A 17056-nucleotide genomic window follows, 5' to 3' on the forward strand; every position below is an offset into this window, starting at 1 on the left:
GTTACGCGTTACTCACCCGTGCGCCACTAGGGTCCGAAGACCCTCGTTCGACTTGCATGTCTTAAGCACGCCGCCAGCGTTCACCCTGAGCCAGGATCAAACTCTCCAAAAAGTGGATTCAGTGCAGCTTCCAAAGAAGCTGTAATGATCAGTTTGTCCATGCAACAGGTCGCATGGTCGATTTGCGAACTTCCAAGGAAGTTCTTCATTTGGCGTCTCCGCCTTGCTTCAGTCTGGAGATCAGCATTCCTGCCAACCCGCTGAAATTGCCCTGTCAGGCAACCCTGTTCTCGTATGCTCTTCACTTTTCATGCGTCCCGCCTCTCTTGAGGCTCAGAAAGATTACAGGCCAAGCCTCCTTCTGTCAACCCCCTCCCCGAGCAGACCTTCTACGTGCTCCCCGCCTGCTGCTTGCCATCCTGGAAAAACACTGACCCAGACGCCTTTGGCTCTGATCGGTGAGCTGAAGATGCTGAGCTGTACGAAGGCATAAGGAAGAACAACACCGCAATTTACCTAAGCACTCTTCACCTAAGCACCCTGCCTTAGCTCGACGCGCTCACTGCGTTTCAGTGGCCGCCGTCCTTATACTCGGTGGTGGCAGTACCCGCGCTCCTGATCAACAGAGCGGCGCGGAAGGGAGGCACGCTTATGCAGGACTTACTAGAAAAACTGGCGTCGCTCCGGGAGTACCTTTGACATTCCCGGCAAAGCACGCAGATTAAACGAGCTGGACCGGGAACTGGCCGATCCGGAACTCTGGAACGATTCGGCTCGGGCGCGGCAGGTAACCCAGGAAGCAGGTACGGTGCGCCGCATCGTAGACGGCTACCAGAGCCTGCAATCGGACGCAGAGGGCCTCAGCGAAATGCTGGAGATGGCCGACGCCGAAGAACTGGAAATGTTGGCCGAAGAGCAGGCCAGCATTCAGGCGCGGGTAGATGACCTGTACCGCGAGACGCTGTTTACGATGAAACACGCCGATACTTCGGCCATCGTGCGCGTCAAGAGCGGTGCAGGCGGCACCGAATCTCAGGACTGGGCCGGGATGCTGTCGCGGATGTTCATGCGTTGGGGCGAGCGGCGCGGCTTTAAGGTCGAACTGATCGATCAGCAAGACGGCGAGCAGGCAGGGGTGCTGAGTTCCGAATTTATTATTCGGGGCGAAAAGGCTTACGGTATGATGGCCCCCGAACACGGTGTTCACCGCCTGGTACGCGTGTCGCCCTTCGACAGCAACAATCGCCGTCATACCTCTTTTGCTTCTGTAGATGTAGTGGCAGAAGTGCCGGAAGAGGAAATCAACATCCATATCCCGGTCAGCGATCTGCGCCGCGACGTGTTCAGGTCGCAGGGTGCGGGCGGTCAGGGCGTAAACACCACCGACTCTGCTGTGCGCCTGACACACTTGCCCACGGGGATCGCGGTGGCTTCTCAGGTCACGCGTTCTCAGATCAAGAACCACGACATCGCCCTGCAAATTTTGAAACAGCGTCTCTATGACATTGAGATCAAGAAACGCGAAGCGGAAGAAGCCAAAGCTCGCGGCGAACAGAAGAAAATCGAGTGGGGATCGCAAATCCGCTCCTACGTGCTGGACAAGCAGTACATCAAAGACCACCGCACGGGCCTGATGAAGCACAACCCCAGCGACGTGCTGGACGGCGATCTGGACGACCTGATGTGGGCCGGACTGGAATGGATGGCCGGGAAACGGGTCGCTGAGGAAGGCACAGACGACGAATAAGAAGACGAATAAACTGCTGCCAGATCACTCCATGTAGCACGGGAGCGGCAGTAAGCAGGACTGGTACACCAGAGAACGGACAAGCTGGGCCAGAGCGGGAGACATCTTCTGCTCTGGCCTCTGCTTTTGCGCATCTCCGGTAGCCCGCCCCGTTGCCAATTCAGCCATTCATGAAGTTCCTCGGTCAGTTCGACAGACTTACGTGATAAACGAGCAGTACACTGACTCCAGCCACCGTGCCGAAGCTCTGCATGTTTTCCTGAAGGCGCAATGCCCTTCACAGCTTTTCCTTGAATTCTGCTCTCCCCCGCCCTATGACTGAACCCACCTACATCTCCATTCCCGGTTACACCTTGCTGCAAGCCCTCGGACGCGGCAATACATCGCTTGTGCGCCTGGGCAGAGGAGCCGACGGACGTGAGGTGGCCCTCAAGATTCCGCTGGCCGAAACGCTGGCCGTACATGACGCTGCCGAACGCTTTGGCAACGAGGTTCGTCTGACGCTGCAATTCCGGCATCCGCATCTGGTGCCGGGCTACGCGGGCACTCCGTTTGGGCCGCTCTCGTTTCTGGCGATTCGCTATTACCCGGAAGGCGCACTGAACGAGCACCTGACCCGTCAACCGGGGCGGATGCTGCCGCTGGATGCCAGCATGCGGCTGCTGGCCGACATCGCCTCCGCGCTGACCTACCTGCATCATCTGGGTGCGGTACATCAGGATGTGAAGACCCAGAACGTGTATGTCAGCGAGGGACGAGCGGCATTGGGAGACCTGGGAAATACCTATTTCACTTCTCAGGGAGGCAAGGTCAGCGGCAGTCCGTACTACATGGCCCCGGAGATCTACCACGGGGAAGGCAGCAGCGGAGCCAGCGACGTGTACAGCCTCGGCATCATGATGTATGAGTTGCTGTGCGGCCAGCGCCCCTTTGTCGGCAATACCTACGAAGAACTGATGGTGGCGCACATGACCCGTTTTCCGCAGCCGTTGATTCATCTGAATCCGCAGGTGGCACGCAACGTCTCCCGGCTGGCAGAACTGGCCCTCGCCAAACGTCCGCATGACCGCCCCACTGCCGACGCCATCCGCCGCGCCCTGCTGACGGCCATGGGCGAGACTCCCCAGGACGAAAATTTTCATGAGTTGGAGGAAGCGCCGCCCGTACAGGAAGCAGGCAGACGCGCCGGACGACACGGCATGGCAACCGCACGCGCTCCACTGCAACCCACGCCCTCTGTACCTGCCCCGGCCAAGGTGCAGGAAGCTCCGGCCAAAAGTTGGAATCCGTTCAAGCGTGCCAAGAAGTAGAAGCTGGGCTGTAGGTTATGGGATGTAAGAAGGGCATAAAGGACAACCGAATAACGCTTTTGGAGAAAATTAAAATCAGTGGGTACAGGGTGATGAAACGCCGCCCTCAATCTGATCTGCTCAGGTGCATCTCAAAGCGTCCTGGCTGCGGCATAAACCTCAATTGTTGATTGACGCGCAGCATGGGCGCATTGGTCGATAGGTTGTTGGTTCGCATCCGCGCGTAACCCTCAGCCTGTGCGCGTGCAATGGCCTGAAGCTTGAGCGGCAGGGCCAGGCCGCGCCCGCGTGCCTCAGGAATCACGGCAGTGAGTTCGTTGTACACGAAAGGCCGGGTGCGAAAACCGATCATGGCCGTGGTGCCGAGCCACTCCCCACTGGGAGCCACGGCCAGAATCAGCCAATCAGGACGGGCTGGAAAGTCAGGCGTGCCGTCCAGCCGCAGTGTCTCGCGCACCTGTGCCAGCGGCCAGCGGGGATGACCAGCCAGATCGGGCGTCTGGGTCAGGCCATCGGCCACGAAATTCAGGTAGCGCTCGGTGGTTGCTGTATCCGCCCCCGCCAGATCGGTAAAAGTGACACCCTGAGCCGTGACGTTTGCCAGAGCAGGTGCGTGAGCCACTGCATCGAAGTGAATCAGATCAAGTTCCGAGGCGAAACGGTGGGCCTGCTGCACCAACCCGCGCCGCGTGGCCCAGCGGAGGCTTTCGGTATCAGTGTCGTCCACGCTGGCTGCCAGAGCCATGCCGTGTTCGTGGGCCTGTGCTGACACCGCCCCCCACAGTGCGCTTCCCACTCCTCTGCCCCGCGCCGACGGGTGAACCTGCAAGGCCACATGCAGGAATCCCGGCGGATCGAAGGGAAAGAAATACAGGTGGGCTATCCCAACGACGGTTCCTGAGTCCTCGACGACCCAGCGGCGACTGAAATGGGCCGGGTTACGGCGAGCTTCATCGGTCAGCAGAGCCTCGGCACTGATCGGCTGACCTGTCACGGCGCTCTGAATCGTGGCCCAGGCCTCAGCATCGGCGGGCGTAAAGGCGCGAACGGCCCTGCCCACTCAGCCCAATGCCTTGACCATCTGCCGGATGCTGCCAAGGTGATAGACCACATGGGCCATGCCGCCGCTGAGGCCGCCTACCGCGTCTCCGGTGGCAGGTTGCGTGGCCTGTGTGCGGGCAAAAGCGCACAGAGCGTCATAGGCAACGCGCAGACGCACGCGGGCTTCGTCCCATTCGTCATCCGTGACCTGACCACTGCCGAAACTCCCCTTCCAATCGAACGGCCCCCGGTCGCCGTCCCTTTCCCAGCGCACGATCACTTCCAGGTGATAGGCCGTGTGCAGTGTGTGTCCGGCAATGGTAGATCCGTGGACCTCCTGACTGGCCTGCGCCGCCGTTAGACCGTCCAGGGTGGCAAGGAGGCCATGATTGCCACTGCCATCGGCTTTGGTGCCGTCCAAGAAGGCAGTGCCCTGACCGGGAGTGCCCCCCTCGACGGCTTCTTTCAAAATATCCAGAATGCCGTCCACCCAGGTGCCGCTCTGATCTGCGTCAGTTTGGGCCACGGCCTGAGCCGGATTGGTGGTGGCTTCAGTGGTGGCCGGAGTGTGTTGCTCTGCATCTGGCACAAGTTCAGTCATGCCCAAGCCTACTTGCTGGCCCCCGCGCCGACCAGATAGGCCGCAAGGCTCTGGCATCCTGGCTCCGGCTCTGGTAAAGTGGTGAGTTGCGCTGTCTGGTGATTCGTGTTTGCGAACAACAACCAGCCAATCCCTGCACAACAAGGAGGTGAAACATGAATACCTACGATCTGAACCTGATCCTGAACCCCAACCTGAGCGCCGAGCAAGTGGCCATCGAGAAGGAGTACATCGAAACCACCCTGAAAGGGGCCGGGGCCGAAATCGCCAGCCTCGACGATGTGGGCAACCGCCGCCTGGCGTACGCCATCAACAAAGACCGCGAAGGCTACTACCTGATGTACTCCATCAAAGCCAGTGGCAACCCTGAAAAGGACATTGCTGCTAGCCTGCGCCTGCGCGATCACGTCCGCCGCATCTTGGTGGTCAAAGACCGCCCCGAGTGGAAGACGAAGAAAGCCTGAACTGTACGCGGCGGCATTATGCCATTGACGTAACGCTCAGGGCTTGTTAAAGTAAAGTCAACCTGCTTCGTTTAGCGCAGGGTCAGCCAGCAACATTAAACCCCAGTACGGTACGCCCAGCGTATCAGCCAGCAAAAAAGGAGCACCTGTTATGGCCCGAGGCATGAACCATGTTTACCTGATTGGCGCACTCGCCCGTGACCCCGAACTGCGTTACACCCCAACTGGTGTGGCGGTTTTTGAGGCCACTGTCGCCGGAGAAGACCATGTGGTCGGCGCCGACGGACGCGAGCGCAAACTTCCCTGGTATCACCGCGTATCTATTCTCGGCAAACCCGCCGAGTGGCAGGCCGAACGCAACCTGAAAGGCGGAGACGCCGTGATGGTCGAAGGCAGCCTGGATTACAGCCAGTGGGAAGCGCCGGAAGGCGGCAAACGCAGCGCGGTGAAAGTCAAAGCACTCCGCATGGAGCAGCTGGGCTATACACCCGAACTTGTACAGGATGCCGGAGGCGGCGTCCGGATGCAAAACGGCATGAATGAAGTGGTGATGATCGGGAACGTCGTTCGCGACCCCGAACTGCGCTACACCCCCGCCGGAGACGCGGTACTCGGAATCGGCCTTGCCGTGAACGAAACGTGGAATGACCGTCAGGGGCAAAAGCAGGAAAAGACCCACTGGATCGACATGACGCTCTGGCGTGAACTGGCCGAAGCCATGAAAGATCTCCGCAAGGGTGATCCGGTATTGGTGCATGGCCGACTGGTCAACGAATCATGGCAAGACAAAGACGGCAACAAGCGCAACAGCACCAAGATAGAGGCGACGCGAGTCGAAGCCCTGTCCCGAGGCGCGGGCGTGACCGGCAGTCCCGCAGCCACCCCCGCCGCACCTCGCCCTCAGACCGCGAGCAGTACGGCGCGTGCTCCGCAAGCAGCAACTGCGAGCAGAGCCACGAATTCGGGGAACCGTTCGGGCGGCTTGGATATTGATCAAGGTCTCGACGATTTTCCGCCGGAAGAAGAAGACCTGCCTTTTTAAACCTCACCTCCGGGTGTGGCGAGCAGGGGCTTCTAAAAACGAGTATCACAAGGAATCCCTATGACGCAGTCAAACAGTGCCGATCGCAAACCGCGCGGCAAGGGGCCTAAGCGCCCCCGCAAGCCCAAGGTGGACCCGTTCTCCATTGGCGAACTGGAAATCACCGACTACAAAGACGTGAAGATGCTGCGCCGTTTCGTGAGTGACACGGGCAAAATTCTTCCTCGCCGCCGCACCGGCCTCTCGGCCAAGCACCAGCGCCGCATCGCGCAGACGATTAAAATCGCCCGCCAGCTTGCCCTGTTGCCCTATACCGAGAAACTGGTTCGGAAGTAAGGAGAATAGACATGCAAGTTATTCTTCTTGAACCGGGCCGCCTCGGCAAAACCGGCGACGTTGTAGAAGTCAAAGCTGGCTATGCCCGCAACTGGCTGATTCCTCAGGGAATGGCAACGCCCGCCACCACCACCAACATGAAGAGCCTCGAAGCCCGCCTCCGCTCGCGCCAGAAGATTCAGGCGCAGGAGAAGGCCGTGGCCGAAGATCTCGCCAGCCGCCTCAACGGTGTGGCTGTAGAAATCAGCGTCCGCGCTGGCGAAGGCAAAGTCTACGGAGCCGTCACACACGGAAACGTTGCTGATGCCCTCGACCGCCTCGGCTTCGACGTGGACCGCCGCAAGATCGAAATGCCCAAGACCGTCAAGGAAATTGGCGAATACGACATTGCTTACCGCGCCCACCCGGAAGTCACCATTCCGATGAAGCTCGTGGTACACGCTCAGAAGTAAAGCCAATACCAAAGTGGGGCCGTTTCCTGTCATGGGAGACGGCCCCGCTTGTTGTTATGCTTCATCTTTCCCTTATTCTGGGAGGCAACAGACAGGTCAGGAATACCAAGTTGGGTACGGTATCAGTACATAAAGGCAACTGGGAGGATTCACCTATGCTCAAGCACACGCTGACTGCATTGGCCCTGATTTCGCTCGCCCTGATTCAGCCGGGTTCGGCTCAGACAACGCCCAGCACAGCCACGCCTCCCACCACCGTTGCCGTATCGGAGGGACAGGACCTGGAGATCCAGAGCGGCGGCAAAGCCTACAAAAGCTATCTGGCCGCGCCTGCCGCGACCACCCCGGCTACCCGTCATCCTGCTGCATTCCTTCCGGGGGCTGGAGCCGGGTTACCGCGAGTTGGTAGACGAGATGGCCGCCGCCGGATACGTGACACTGGCGCTGGGCTGGCAGACCTTCGAGCCTGAACCCACGGACGCTACCGTCAAAACATTGGTGGAAGACGGCCTGAAGGCTTTGGCCCTGCGCCCAGACGTGAATGCCAACGCCGTTGGTCTGACCGGCTTTTGCGCGGGCGGACGCTACACCATGCTGCTCCTGCCCCAGATCAAGGCCTTCAAGTCGGGTGTGGCCTGGTACGGCTTTCCTGATCAGGGCGGCACCGCGCTGAAACCGCAAACGCCCAGCGCCCTGATTGGGGATCTGACCACGCCCATGCTGATTATTCACGGCACCAAGGATCAGGCCAGCCCGGTTGCCACCATCTACAGCTACGCCCAGAAACTGGACACGGCCAACAAGTCTTTCAAGTTGAGCGTGTATCAGGGCGAACCTCACGGATTCCTTCTGGCGGAAGGCAACATAGCAAACACGCAGGCCAGCCGTGATGCCCGGCGCGACATGCTGAATTACTTTGGAGAAACGCTCAGGTAACTGAGTTCTCTAACACAAAAGACAATCCCGGTGCAGGGAAGGCCGCTCATATCTCAGAGGCGGTCTTCCCTGACTGCTGTTTGCACACAAATAAACAAATGAACCGGGTTTAGCGCAGGGGTCAGCCGACTTTGGGGCTAGACTGCTAGGGCGAAACGTTTCTGTCTGAATGCACCTTGTTCTTGAGGCACTTCTGATGCGAACGATTCGCGTTGGCTCAGGCCCGATTCTGTTGGGCCGGACGCCAGAGCAATCACAACAGTTCCACCCTCATCACTTTTCATATGGTGTAGACGGGAGCCAGCCAGCAACTGACGCCTCATACATCATCCAATGAACAAAGGACAAAAGGAGCCGTCATGACCATGCTGTACGTCATTTTGGCGCTCTTGGGGGGATTGGTCGGCGGGTTTTTCGCGGGGCAGTCACGCGGCCTGAAAGAACGGGCCGAGATCGACGACAGGCTGTTGCGGGAAGCGCGTGCAGAAGCAGAACGCATTCGGGGGCAAGCAGAGACAGAGGCCCGGCAGGTGCGCGAGCAGGCAGACCAGTCCAGACAGGACGCCAGCAAACGAATTCAGGAAGCCAACGAACGTGAAGCAGCTCAGGCGGCACAGGAAGCCGCGAGGCGCGAACAACTTACTGGGTTGCGGGCTGGATTAGATGCCGAACGCGCTCAGATCAAACAGGATTCGGCAAGGGAACGGGAATCACTGGCCGCAGACCGGCAGGAAAACCGCCGCGAACGCGAGGAACTGAAACGTGAGATCGAGCGCCTGAACCGCCGTGCAGAACAACTGGATGCCAGAGGCGACAAGCTGGACTCGTTGGAAGAACGTCTGGAAGGTCAGTTGCGGGTCCTGGCCGGTCAGGAGGCCGATCTGGCCGAGCGAGGACGCCAGGTAGACCTGAAACTCTATGAGGTCGCAGGCCTGACGCATGAAGTGGCCCGCGACCTCATTCTGGGTCGGCTGGATGCCGAGCTGGAAGAAGAAAAAGCCCTGCGAATCAAAACCATGCTGGAACGTGCCACATCCGACGCCAAACGCACGGCGCGGCAGGTGATCGCACAGGCCATTCAGCGCAGCGCCAGCGAGACCAGCGCCGCCCTGAGCGTGAGTGTGGTTCCTATTCCCAACGACGCCATGAAAGGCCGCCTGATCGGGCGCGAGGGCCGCAACATCCGGGCCTTTGAAGCCCTGACCGGCGTGGACCTGATCATTGACGACACGCCCGAAGCCGTGATTCTGAGCAGCTTTAATCCGGTACGCCGTGAGGTTGCCAAGCATGTGCTGGATGCACTGGTGGCCGATGGGCGCATCCATCCGACCCGCATCGAAGAGATGGTGCTGAAAGCGCAGGATGAAATGAAAACCTTCATTCATACGCAGGGCGAGGAGGCGGCGATTGAGGCTGGCGTGGTGGGCCTGAAGCCGGGGCTGGTGCAACTGCTGGGCCGGATGTACTTCCGCACCAGCTACGGCCAGAATGTGCTTAAACACTCGGTGCAGGTGGCCCACCTGACCGGGATCATGGCCGACGAACTGGGGCTGGATGCCGGACTGGCACGCCGCGCTGGACTGATGCACGACGTGGGCAAGAGTATTGACCGCGAAATAGACGGCACACACGTCGAAATCGGTATCAATCTTGCCAAACGCTTTGGCGAACCTTTTGACGTGATCGACGCCATTGCCCACCACCACGACCCCGAAAACGGCGAAACGCTGTACTCGGTGTTGGTGGCCGCCGCCGATGCCATCAGCGCTGCAAGGCCCGGTGCGCGGCGCGAAGAACTGGAATCGTATGTGCGCCGCCTGGAGCAACTTGAGCAGATCGCGGTATCGTTTCCCGGTGTGCAACAGGCTTATGCCATTCAGGCGGGCCGGGAAGTACGCGTCATCGTGCAGCCCGAAAAAGTCACCGACGCGCAGGCCACCTTGCTGGCCCGCGAGATTGCCGGACGGGTCGAACAGGATATGGAATACCCCGGACAGGTGCAGGTGACGGTGGTACGTGAAAGCCGAGCGGTAGAGGTCGCCCGCTAAAGCCAAAAGTACAGAAGAACAGCAGGGCGGCCTGACTTGGTCGCCCTTATGCATGTAGCTGGATATAGGCTCAGCATTTTTATCGTGTAGGACGGGATTTACTGGAGCGTCAGCATGGGCTTGACGGTCTCTGCATCTAACGGTACACTCGTTTCAATCAAGAGAAAATAACCACCGTCCGAGCAGGGCGGATTTTTTATTGCTCTGAAAAGAGAGTTTTGAGGCTGCTGTATGGCAGAGGGGCACACATCCATACTCTCGGCCATCCCGGATGACTTTCCTGGCCTGCCCTTGCACCTCTACCGTGTATGCAGCTAGCATGGCGGGCGGTAAGGCCGAGCCGCAAAAGGCAGCCCACCGGAAGGGAGGTGATGACGTGCATTCCGAAACTCTGGACAACGAACCGCCCAGTTTGAACTTGACGCCATCCCACCCCACCGGAGGACGCTCATGCTTCCAGCTGTGCCCCACAACGTGCCACAAAAGATTTTCATCTCAGTTACCCGCACTTTTTTAGGCTCCGGCGGCAGCCCATGCTGACCTATTACCGCTCTATCGGCGGCAAGCTGACCACTGCCGAAAGCTACAGCGACGGCTGCTGGATCAACGCCACTGCGCCCACCGCCGAGGAACTGGCCCGCATCAGCCGCGAAACCGGGTTGGAACTCGATTACCTGTCGTACCCCCTTGACCCGGACGAACGCTCCCGCTTTGAGCGTGAAGACGGCCAATTGCTGATGATCATGCAGACCAGCTACCGTCTGCCCGACGAGAGCGATATTCCTTACGACACTGTGCCACTCGGCATTCTGCACACCGATCACTGCCTGGTTACTGTATGTGCGCTGGAAAATCCGGTGGTCAAGGATGTCATCAGCGGCTTGGTGCGGCGCGTCAGCACGGCCAAGAAAAATCGCCTGACTCTGCAATTGTTTCTCCGCAATGCCCAGCGGTTTCTGATTGATGTACGCCAGATCAACAAACGCGTGGACCTGATTGAAGACAAGCTGGAAAATTCGCAGCAAAACCGCGAACTTCTGAACCTGCTGAAGTTGGAAAAAAGCCTTGTCTACTTCATGACCGGTCTTAAGGCCAATGAAGCGATGATGGAGCGCGTCAAACGTGACCGGATCTTTGAAATGTACGAGGAAGATTCAGATTTGCTGGATGACGTATTGATCGAGAACTTGCAGGCTATTGAAATGGCGAGCATCGCCAGCAACATCTTGACCAGCATGGCCGGAGCTTTTGCCAGCGTGATTTCCAACAATGTAAATCAGGTCGTCAAAGTGCTGACCGTGACGACGATTCTGGTGGCGATCCCGACGCTGGTGACCAGTATTTTTGGCATGAACGTGCCTATTCCCTTTGCCCAGAATCCATATGGCATGTGGATTGTCCTGGGAATGGCGCTGGCTCTGGCATCCACTCTGGCCTTCTTGTTCCACCGATTGAAGGTGTTCTAGACCGTTGGGTGTGGGCTGTAGGAACCTTCTGCCCACACCCTTACACGCCTACTGCGTTCCGCCGTAGCCGCCCGAGCAGGCCGCGCCGCGCTCAGGGGCCGTCGCACCCTGTTCGTACTTGTCCAGAAAGGTTTTCAGTCGGCTGTCGTCGGCCTTGTCTACCTTCACCTGTGCGCCCCACGCGCTTGCCACCACGGGGGAAGGCAAATTGGGAAAGGGGCTGAGCAGCGTGTAGGGCCTGCCGTCCACCAGCTTTTTGAGTTGATCCACCGATGCGGCGTCTAGGTCAGGGCGGTAGGTGATCCAGACCGCGCCGTGCTCCAGGCTGTGTACGGCGTATTCGTTGTACAGGGGCTGGGCATACACACCGCAGTTTTGCCACACGGCATTGTGTGGGCCGCCTGCGGGCGGATTCTCGGCGTAGACCAGCGAGCCGCTGCGGTGATCGCCCGCCGGGTAGGTGAAGGTTTGCAGTCCTTCTATCCCCCCGCCGCCTCCGCAGGCAGCAAGAGAGACAGCAAGGACGGGGAGCAGCAGGGTGAGACGGGTGCGGTTCATCAGGCTACAGCCTAGCGGGTAAAAGTTGGGGCGATGTGAATACACGGACACGAATGCAGTGCCTGAAGCGTTGGGCAGCAGCCAGATATGCCACCCTGGACCCATGCTGGCCGCCCTGACCCAACCGATTATTTTTGTAGACACCGAGACGGGGGGCCGCGACCCATCCCGCCACCCGCTGCTGACGGTGGGTCTGGTCACCCTGACCCCGGAAGGCGAGATCACCCGGCCTCTGCATCTGCGCGTACGGCACGCGCAATATGACGTGGAGCCGGAAGCGATGGCTGTGAACGGCATAGACCTGATCACCCACGACGCCGCCGCGCAGCCGCCGGAAGCCGTAGCACAGGCCATCCGCGACTATGCCGCAGAGGTGGGCCGGGTCATCCTGGGCGGGCACAACCTGCAATTCGATACCCGGTTTCTGGCCCCGCTGCTGCCCGATCTGGGCCGGGTTTTCCGGCGGGGGCGGGTGGATACCAAGTTGGTGGCCCAGTTTTTGCTGCATTCCGGCCACCTGCCGCGCAAGGTTGGCACCCCATTGGACCAACTGGTCAAGCACTTTGGCCTGAGCTATGCCGCTCACGACGCACTGGAAGACGCCACGGTGACGGCGCAGGTGTACGTAGAACTGCTGAAGCTGGTGACGGCAAAGGTGGGCTGAGGGCGTCTCATACGGATTCCGATTAAACACCGTGCTTTTTGGTCTTTAATCCGAGTGGAACGAGTAGGAAAAGATATGGATTCCGGGAGATGGACGGACAGGCGGTGGCCGTGTCTTAGCGAAGGGGCCGACTGTACGGGAATCATACGGAATCCGTATCAGGGTCTAGGAGGTGGGAAAAAGCTCTTTACCCGACACTTTTCCGATAGACTTGAAAAATCTCCTCTGACACGCACGAACAGAATGCGTCTGCCCTTACCCCGCACCAGCTGGCGCGTTGCCTCACCGGACCATTTCCCGGATGACCGTAAGAGCCAGGTGGAGGAGTTCACCCATGTTGTCTTTGCCATAGCCAGTCCGTTGATGACCCGTTTCGTTTACTCCGCAATACGCTCTCAAACAGGATCAGCGCCTCTGGAGGCAGCCATGAAGTACGGATACACCGCTCTTTTTGTCGAGTCTGTTTACGAAACCATTGACTTTTACGAGCGGGCCTTTGGCTTTGAACGCGGGACGATCCTGGAATCCGGAGAATACGGTGAACTCAAGACCGGCAGCACCACGCTGGCGTTTACCGCGCGTAGCATTGTGAAAACACTGTCTGATGTCGCGTTTGAACCGGCAGCCCTGCACAAGCCTGCGCCACCCCTTGAACTGGGCATGGTTACTGACTCGGTTGATGCCGACTTCGAGCGGGCGGTTGCTGCGGGCGCCGTGGTGGTCAAGCCCCCAGAGAACAAAACGTGGGGAAGGGTCGCGTACGTGCGCGACAACAATGGCTTCTTGATAGAGATCGTCTCGCATACCACTGGGTAAGTTGAGGCAGCCACGGATCCGCAGGTGGTGATTGATTTCTGGCAGCGGCTTTCGGACGTTGAGAGCTTGACGTCTGCTCTGTCTGCTCACCCTGACCTACATCTGGTGCACGCTGATGGACATCCTTGAGAGATGTCCAGTGAAATGGCGTGGTCGCCGCGCACAGAGGGTCCTCACCCTCAGCTGCGAGCTGGAAGGCGCTCAAGGAGGTAGCAGCTGACTCCAGAGATGAAGAGATGCTCGTCCTGTTGAAGTTGTCCCAGATACCCTGAGGAAAAGGGTCGGGGAATGAGGGGAAGAGCCACCGCTTTTCTCAAACCCCTCGTTCCTCAGCTATCTGTTCTAGCTCAAAGACCTACTCGCCTCCCGCGCTCCGTTGTGTGTCCCGCACTTCTGCAGCGGGCAATCCGGGTGGCCTGCCTGCCGGGAAACCCGCCCCCAGGAGGTCCACGGGCTGGTGGTCGGGCACGATGTCTCCCTTCAGGCCAAGCCTGTCCAGTACGGGCACAAAAGCCTCCATCACACCCAGTTCCCCGTGCACCAGCCACACATGCGGTTTGCCGGCGGTACTCAGGAAGGCCAGCAGATCATCCTGATCGGCGTGGGCGCTGAAGCCACCGATGGTGTGCACCCTGGCCCGAACCGCCACATCTTCGCCCATGATCCGCACCGATTCTGCACCCTCCACGATGCGCCCGCCGAGGCTGCTGGGCGACTGGTAGCTGACGATGACGAGGCTGGTACTGGGCTTCCAGAGATGGTGCTTGAGGTGGTGCTGGATACGCCCACCCGTCATCATGCCGTTGCCTGCCAGGATGATGGCGGGGCCGTCGTAGCGGTTGATGCGCTGTGATTCGGCAGCCGTGGGAACGACGTGCAGAGTGTTGGGCCGGAAAGGGTCTTCGCCGTTTTGCAGGGCCTGACGCACAGGCGGAATCAGTTCGTCTCCGTACTCGAAGTATTCGTGGGTGGCCCGCGCCGCCATCGGAGAATCCAGAAACACCGGTATACGCGGCACTTCTCCGGCGTCCATCAGCTCTTTGAGGGTATACAGAATGGTCTGTGCCCGCTCTATGGCAAAGCTGGGAATCAGAATTTTGCCGCCCAGACGCACGCTTTCCCGCAGAGCGTCACGAAATTCGGCCAGTGTCTCCGGCCAGGCGCGGTGGGTGCGGTTGGCATAGGTGGTTTCGATCACCACGGCGTCGGCCACCGGCGGCGGCGTAAAGTCCAGTTGCAGCCCGCTTTCCCGGTTGCCGAGGTCGCCGCTCATGATCAGGCGGCCCTGCGCCGATTCGATCAGCAGGTACGCGCTGCCCAGAATGTGCCCGGCCCGCTGCGGCGTGATGCGGATGCCTTCTATCAGCAGGGTATCGCCAAATTCGAGCCGTGGGCGCAGCAACGCCACCGTGCGGTGAACGTCCTCTTCCTCATAGAGCGGGGGCGGCACTTCATCTTCCCGGCCCTGCCTGCGGGCGCGGCGAATGTCCTGACGGTAGCCTTCCACCTGAAGGCGGGCCGAGTCCAGCAGCACCGTTTCTGCCAGTGCTGCGGTGGGCGCAGTGCAGTAGATCGGCCCCCGGAAACCCTGTTTGATCAGCAACGGCAGGCGGCCCACATGATCGAGGTGCGCGTGCGTCAGCACAACAGCGGCCAGATCACGCGGGTCGAAGGGGAACGGTTCGCGGTTGCGGGCTTCCAGGTCCTCGCCACCCTGAAACAGCCCGCAGTCGATCAGCAGTTGCCGCGTGCCGCCACCCGGTGCGCCGAGCGTCAGCAAGTGCATGCTGCCCGTGACTGTGCAGGCCGCCCCCAGACTTTGCATTTTCATGGAGCAAGTCTAGCGGCCCAGTCTGACCGTGCGTTCCGTCACACTTCCAATGGGCCTTTATGCGCCCTTCAGGTTTGGGCGGGTGCGCGGGTGTACGGTCAGGGCATGACTCAACCAGACACCGTCAGACCAAGCAGCGGCTTTGCCCGAATCGCCGTGGGAATCGACTTCTCGCCGTCCTCACGCTACGCACTGGATGTGGCCCGCACCCGCTTTCCCGGCGCGGCCATTCGCCTGCTGCACGTCACCGACGCCCGCGTGACTGCCACTCCCGACCTGATGGGCGGCATGACCCCGGCCCTGCCCGATCCCAGCCTTCTCCAGACGATGGAACACGCCGACGCGGGCCGCCTGAACGAACTCATGATGGACGGTGAGGAAACGGAACTGCTGGTCGGCGACCCGGTCACTGGATTGCTGGACGCCGCACAGCACTGGGGTGCAGAGCTGCTGATCGTGGGTACGCACGCCAAAGGTTCGCTGGAGCATTTCTTTCTGGGCAGTACGGCAGAAAAGCTGGTGGCCCGCAGTCCTATTCCAGTCTTGACCGTTCGGATGAGTCGGTAGGAAGACAGGGAGAAGGGGTAGGGGCTTGTCCGATGTTGGACTCCCCCACCCCTTCTTCCAGCCTGTCCTCAGCCGTTACAGCCTTTGCCCCTGTGCCCTACGGCTCCTCCTGCGGTGGATTCACGGGCAGCGTGGGCCTGACCGGAACTTCTGCTGGTGCGGTCTCTGGCGTATCCGGACTTGCTTCCCCGTCCTGAAACTCACCCGTGATGGTGCCCCCTTCTGCTTTGCGGGCCACCACCTCATTTCGGTCAAGGTCGTACAGGATCACGCCAGCACGCAGGGTATCGCCGCCCTGCACGCTTTCGGCGGGTTGCTCGGGCGTTCCAATCAGGCGGGCGACATTCGCCGCGTCGTCGTACTCCACGCGGCCCGCCTTGCTGACGCGTCCCCCCTTGCTGGTCAGCGTCACATTACCCACCAGGACCGTTTTTTCGGCATCCACATCGACCTCTATGCGCTGGCTGCTGCCCGTCAGAGGACCATCGGTGTTGGCACGGGAAAAAACAATCGGGCCGTCGATGCGGGCGATGCCATCGGTTTCGTCGTACACCAGCTTTTGCCCGGTCAATTCCGTCTTGCCCTGCGTCACCCGTACCGTGCCCTGCGTGGGCGCGGGCGTGGCTTCCACAGCGCAGCGGCTCAGGCGATCCGTTTTGCCTTCCGGTGGATTATCGAGGAAACGGGCTGTTCCGGCACTGGCCTCGATCCGTCCGTCACTGCCTTCCTGACCCTCGGGAACGTCTTTCTGGGTCACCAAAGCCAGAGGCACGCGGATCACGTTCTGGTCGATGGTGATCTGAATCCCGCCTGTCCCTGTTTCGCTGAAGACGGCGAGGCTGGGAGCATCTTCGGGTTCGTCATCCTGCCGCGAGCAGATGGTAAAGATGCCCGTTGCATCCGTCGTCCCAGTGCGGACCACCCGGATACGGCGTTCTTTGCCGTCGTCTCCTTTGCGGATCAGTTCCAGGGTGGCATTTTCAGCCTCGTCTGCGGCCTCTGTGGGGGTCGTGACCGGGGTGACCGGGGGATCAGACACAGGCTGAGGTTCTGTTGTCGGAGCAGGCGTGGGCACCTGGTCTGTGGACTGCGCCCCCACATTCACGCCCCAGGTCAGGGCGGCCCCCAGCACGAGGGTCAGGCAGAGGCCCGCTGCCGGAAGCCGTTTCATAGCCAT

18 protein-coding genes and 1 rRNA gene are annotated in these 17056 nt (G+C 60.0%); 13 read left to right on the top strand and 6 right to left on the bottom strand.

Annotation, left to right across the window (positions count from 1 at the left end; all coding sequences use genetic code 11):
- Window positions 1–112 (bottom strand): 16S ribosomal RNA (locus F561_RS0118045); the annotation flags it as partial.
- 539 nt (window positions 113–651) lie between these two features.
- On the opposite strand from F561_RS0118045, the gene prfB reads away from it, so the two are divergent.
- Together prfB and F561_RS25935 are read left to right on the top strand one after the other, a co-directional pair.
- Window positions 652–1747 (top strand): peptide chain release factor 2 gene (prfB, locus tag F561_RS0118050; protein ID WP_211214835.1). Its coding sequence is split into 2 segments (ribosomal slippage): window positions 652–696 and window positions 698–1747, totalling 1095 coding nucleotides; the frame shifts between segments, so codons are not numbered across the junction.
- A 314-nt stretch (window positions 1748–2061) separates the two neighbouring features.
- The gene (locus tag F561_RS25935; RefSeq protein WP_019011367.1) at window positions 2062–3057 is read left to right on the top strand and encodes a serine/threonine-protein kinase; all 996 of its coding nucleotides are present in this window, start codon (window positions 2062–2064) and stop codon (window positions 3055–3057) included.
- Between the two features lie 106 nt (window positions 3058–3163).
- Here F561_RS25935 and F561_RS0118060 read toward each other — a convergent pair whose 3' ends face one another.
- Both F561_RS0118060 and F561_RS0118065 read right to left on the bottom strand, forming a co-directional pair.
- Entirely contained in the window at window positions 3164–4117 is a 954-nt protein-coding gene (locus F561_RS0118060) for a GNAT family N-acetyltransferase (RefSeq protein WP_019011368.1), read from the bottom strand.
- Complete coding sequence (locus F561_RS0118065) at window positions 4118–4699, bottom strand: DinB family protein (protein ID WP_019011369.1); 582 nt, start codon at window positions 4697–4699, stop codon at window positions 4118–4120.
- A 155-nt stretch (window positions 4700–4854) separates the two neighbouring features.
- Between F561_RS0118065 and rpsF the strand changes: the two genes are divergently transcribed.
- The 8 genes from rpsF (at window position 4855) to F561_RS0118100 (ending at window position 11443) form a co-directional block, all read left to right on the top strand.
- The gene (gene rpsF, locus F561_RS0118070; protein WP_019011370.1) at window positions 4855–5163 is read left to right on the top strand and encodes a 30S ribosomal protein S6; all 309 of its coding nucleotides are present in this window, start codon (window positions 4855–4857) and stop codon (window positions 5161–5163) included.
- Between the two features lie 151 nt (window positions 5164–5314).
- Window positions 5315–6205, top strand: coding sequence for a single-stranded DNA-binding protein (ssb, locus tag F561_RS0118075; RefSeq protein WP_026299038.1), 891 nt, complete (start codon window positions 5315–5317; stop codon window positions 6203–6205).
- Window positions 6206–6265: 60 nt separating this feature from the next.
- On the top strand, window positions 6266–6541 hold the full coding sequence (rpsR, locus tag F561_RS0118080) for a 30S ribosomal protein S18 (RefSeq protein WP_019011372.1): 276 nt from the start codon (window positions 6266–6268) through the stop codon (window positions 6539–6541).
- 11 nt (window positions 6542–6552) lie between these two features.
- A complete protein-coding gene (rplI, locus tag F561_RS0118085; RefSeq protein WP_019011373.1) occupies window positions 6553–6993 on the top strand; it encodes a 50S ribosomal protein L9 in 441 nt (146 codons plus the stop codon).
- 155 nt (window positions 6994–7148) lie between these two features.
- Window positions 7149–7463, top strand: a complete 315-nt coding sequence (locus tag F561_RS30070) for a hypothetical protein (protein ID WP_245556568.1) — start codon at window positions 7149–7151, stop codon at window positions 7461–7463.
- Window positions 7396–7929 carry a dienelactone hydrolase family protein gene (locus F561_RS27350; RefSeq protein WP_245556569.1) on the top strand — a complete coding sequence of 178 codons (534 nt, stop codon included), beginning with the start codon at window positions 7396–7398 and terminating at the stop codon, window positions 7927–7929. The genes F561_RS30070 and F561_RS27350 overlap by 68 nt, the downstream gene beginning before the upstream one ends.
- Window positions 7930–8288: 359 nt before the next feature.
- Window positions 8289–9977: a ribonuclease Y gene (gene rny / locus F561_RS0118095; protein ID WP_019011375.1), complete on the top strand. Its 1689-nt coding sequence runs from the start codon at window positions 8289–8291 to the stop codon at window positions 9975–9977.
- A gap of 533 nt (window positions 9978–10510) precedes the next feature.
- Window positions 10511–11443 (top strand): magnesium transporter CorA family protein, encoded by a 933-nt coding sequence (locus F561_RS0118100; RefSeq protein WP_019011376.1) that lies wholly within the window; start codon window positions 10511–10513, stop codon window positions 11441–11443.
- 48 nt (window positions 11444–11491) lie between these two features.
- On the opposite strand, the gene F561_RS0118105 is transcribed toward F561_RS0118100, so the two are convergent.
- Complete coding sequence (locus F561_RS0118105; protein WP_026299039.1) at window positions 11492–12001, bottom strand: thioredoxin-like domain-containing protein; 510 nt, start codon at window positions 11999–12001, stop codon at window positions 11492–11494.
- 103 nt (window positions 12002–12104) lie between these two features.
- Between F561_RS0118105 and F561_RS0118110 the strand changes: the two genes are divergently transcribed.
- Window positions 12105–12665, top strand: a complete 561-nt coding sequence (locus F561_RS0118110; RefSeq protein ID WP_019011378.1) for a 3'-5' exonuclease — start codon at window positions 12105–12107, stop codon at window positions 12663–12665.
- A 426-nt stretch (window positions 12666–13091) separates the two neighbouring features.
- Window positions 13092–13481: a VOC family protein gene (locus tag F561_RS29545; RefSeq protein ID WP_019011379.1), complete on the top strand. Its 390-nt coding sequence runs from the start codon at window positions 13092–13094 to the stop codon at window positions 13479–13481.
- A gap of 355 nt (window positions 13482–13836) precedes the next feature.
- On the opposite strand, the gene F561_RS0118120 is transcribed toward F561_RS29545, so the two are convergent.
- Entirely contained in the window at window positions 13837–15312 is a 1476-nt protein-coding gene (locus F561_RS0118120) for an MBL fold metallo-hydrolase RNA specificity domain-containing protein (protein WP_019011380.1), read from the bottom strand.
- 105 nt (window positions 15313–15417) lie between these two features.
- Between F561_RS0118120 and F561_RS0118125 the strand changes: the two genes are divergently transcribed.
- Window positions 15418–15879: a universal stress protein gene (locus F561_RS0118125; RefSeq protein WP_019011381.1), complete on the top strand. Its 462-nt coding sequence runs from the start codon at window positions 15418–15420 to the stop codon at window positions 15877–15879.
- Window positions 15880–15976: 97 nt separating this feature from the next.
- Here F561_RS0118125 and F561_RS0118130 read toward each other — a convergent pair whose 3' ends face one another.
- Window positions 15977–17050, bottom strand: a complete 1074-nt coding sequence (locus F561_RS0118130) for an LptA/OstA family protein (protein WP_019011382.1) — start codon at window positions 17048–17050, stop codon at window positions 15977–15979.
- Window positions 17051–17056 lie beyond the last annotated feature (6 nt).

It is taken from the genome of Deinococcus aquatilis DSM 23025 (assembly GCF_000378445.1).
In the GTDB taxonomy this organism is placed as follows: Bacteria; Deinococcota; Deinococci; order Deinococcales; family Deinococcaceae; genus Deinococcus; species Deinococcus aquatilis.